Source organism: Bacillus sp. MHSD_36, from assembly GCF_030757775.1.
Taxonomy (GTDB): Bacteria; Bacillota; Bacilli; order Bacillales; family Bacillaceae_G; genus Bacillus_A.
The window spans coordinates 1-2,951 of the sequence record NZ_JAVBIS010000022.1 but is presented as its reverse complement, the minus strand read 5'-3'; the positions used below and the strand labels follow the sequence as shown (position 1 = coordinate 2,951).

Sequence of the window (2,951 nt, the reverse complement as noted above, 5' to 3'; positions counted from 1 at the left end):
TCGTCAGCTCCACATGTCACCATGCTTCCACCTCGAACCTATCAACCTGATCATCTTTCAGGGATCTTACTAGCTTACGCTATGGGAAATCTCATCTTGAGGGGGGCTTCATGCTTAGATGCTTTCAGCACTTATCCCTTCCGCACATAGCTACCCAGCTATGCCCTTGGCAGAACAACTGGTACACCAGCGGTGCGTCCATCCCGGTCCTCTCGTACTAAGGACAGCTCCTCTCAAATTTCCTACGCCCACGACGGATAGGGACCGAACTGTCTCACGACGTTCTGAACCCAGCTCGCGTACCGCTTTAATGGGCGAACAGCCCAACCCTTGGGACCGACTACAGCCCCAGGATGCGATGAGCCGACATCGAGGTGCCAAACCTCCCCGTCGATGTGGACTCTTGGGGGAGATAAGCCTGTTATCCCCGGGGTAGCTTTTATCCGTTGAGCGATGGCCCTTCCATGCGGAACCACCGGATCACTAAGCCCGACTTTCGTCCCTGCTCGACTTGTAGGTCTCGCAGTCAAGCTCCCTTATGCCTTTGCACTCTACGAATGATTTCCAACCATTCTGAGGGAACCTTTGGGCGCCTCCGTTACACTTTAGGAGGCGACCGCCCCAGTCAAACTGCCCACCTGACACTGTCTCCCGGGTCGATAAGACCCGTAGGTTAGAATTTCAATACAGTCAGGGCGGTATCCCACCAGCGCCTCCACCGAAGCTAGCGCTCCGGTTTCAAAGGCTCCCGCCTATCCTGTACAAACTGTACCAAAATTCAATATCAGGCTACAGTAAAGCTCCACGGGGTCTTTCCGTCCTGTCGCGGGTAACCTGCATCTTCACAGGTACTATAATTTCACCGAGTCTCTGGTTGAGACAGTGCCCAAATCGTTACACCTTTCGTGCGGGTCGGAACTTACCCGACAAGGAATTTCGCTACCTTAGGACCGTTATAGTTACGGCCGCCGTTTACTGGGGCTTCAGTTCAGAGCTTCGCTTACGCTAACCCCTCTCCTTAACCTTCCAGCACCGGGCAGGTGTCACCCCCTATACTTCGCCTTACGGCTTCGCAGAGAGCTGTGTTTTTGCTAAACAGTCGCTTGGGCCTATTCACTGCGGCTTTCCGTTAAGAAAGCACCCCTTCTCCCGAAGTTACGGGGTCATTTTGCCGAGTTCCTTAACCAGAGTTCTCTCGCACACCTTAGGATTCTCTCCTCGCCTACCTGTGTCGGTTTGCGGTACAGGCACCTTTTATCTCGCTAGAAGCTTTTCTTGGCAGCGGGGAATCAAAGACTTCGCTCCATAAGGAGCTTCCCCATCACAGCTCAGCCTTCACGATAAGCGGATTTGCCTACTTATCAGCCTAACTGCTTGGACGTGCACAACCAATCGCACGCTTCTTCTATCCTTCTGCGTCCCTCCATTGCTCAAACGATAAAGAGGTGGTACAGGAATATCAACCTGTTGTCCATCGCCTACGCCTGTCGGCCTCGGCTTAGGTCCTGACTAACCCTGAGCGGACGAGCCTTCCTCAGGAAACCTTAGGCATTCGGTGGACGGGATTCTCACCCGTCTTTCGCTACTCATACCGGCATTCTCACTTCTAAGCACTCCACCAGTCCTTACGGTCTGACTTCACTGTCCTTAGAACGCTCCCCTACCACTGATACCATTGGTATCAATCCGCAGCTTCGGTGGTGTATTTAGCCCCGGTACATTTTCGGCGCAGAGTCACTCGACTAGTGAGCTATTACGCACTCTTTAAATGGTGGCTGCTTCTAAGCCAACATCCTAGTTGTCTAAGCAACTCCACATCCTTTTCCACTTAATACACACTTTGGGACCTTAGCTGGCGGTCTGGGCTGTTTCCCTTTTGACTACGGATCTTATCACTCGCAGTCTGACTCCTAAGGATAAGTCATTGGCATTCGGAGTTTGACTGAATTCGGTAATCCGATGAGGACCCCTAGTCCAATCAGTGCTCTACCTCCAAGACTCTTACACTTAAGGCTAGCCCTAAAGCTATTTCGGGGAGAACCAGCTATCTCCAGGTTCGATTGGAATTTCTCCGCTACCCACACCTCATCCCCGCACTTTTCAACGTGCGTGGGTTCGGGCCTCCATTCAGTGTTACCTGAACTTCACCCTGGACATGGGTAGATCACCTGGTTTCGGGTCTACGACCACGTACTAAACGCCCTATTCAGACTCGCTTTCGCTGCGGCTCCGCCTCTTCAGCTTAACCTCGCACGGGATCGTAACTCGCCGGTTCATTCTACAAAAGGCACGCCATCACCCGTTAACGGGCTCTGACTATTTGTAGGCACACGGTTTCAGGATCTCTTTCACTCCCCTTCCGGGGTGCTTTTCACCTTTCCCTCACGGTACTGGTTCACTATCGATCACTAGGGAGTATTTAGCCTTGGGAGATGGTCCTCCCAGATTCCGACGGAATTTCACGTGTTCCGCCGTACTCAGGATACATTCAAGAGAGAACGAAGTTTCGACTACGGGGTTGTTACCCTCTACGACGGACCTTTCCAGGTCGCTTCGTCTACCTCGTTCCTTTGTAACTCCGTATAGAATGTCCTACAACCCCAAGAGGCAAGCCTCTTGGTTTGGGCTATGTTCCGTTTCGCTCGCCGCTACTCAGGAAATCGCATTTGCTTTCTCTTCCTCCAGGTACTTAGATGTTTCAGTTCCCTGGGTCTGTCTTCCTTACCCTATGTATTCAGATAAGGATACCATACCATTACGTATGGTGGGTTTCCCCATTCGGAAATCTTCGGATCAAAGCTTACTTACAGCTCCCCGAAGCATATCGGCGTTAGTCCCGTCCTTCATCGACTCCTAGTGTCAAGGCATCCACCGTGCGCCCTTTCTAACTTAACCAAACTAAAAATTAAAAAATATGAGCTACACTGTTATCTAGTTTTCAAAGAACATAC

At 51.5% G+C, this 2,951-nt stretch carries 1 rRNA gene; it reads right to left on the bottom strand.

The features are described from left to right. Window positions 1-2,895: ribosomal RNA gene (locus tag Q9B79_RS26660) — 23S ribosomal RNA — on the bottom strand; the annotation flags it as partial. Window positions 2,896-2,951: the final 56 nt, after the last annotated feature.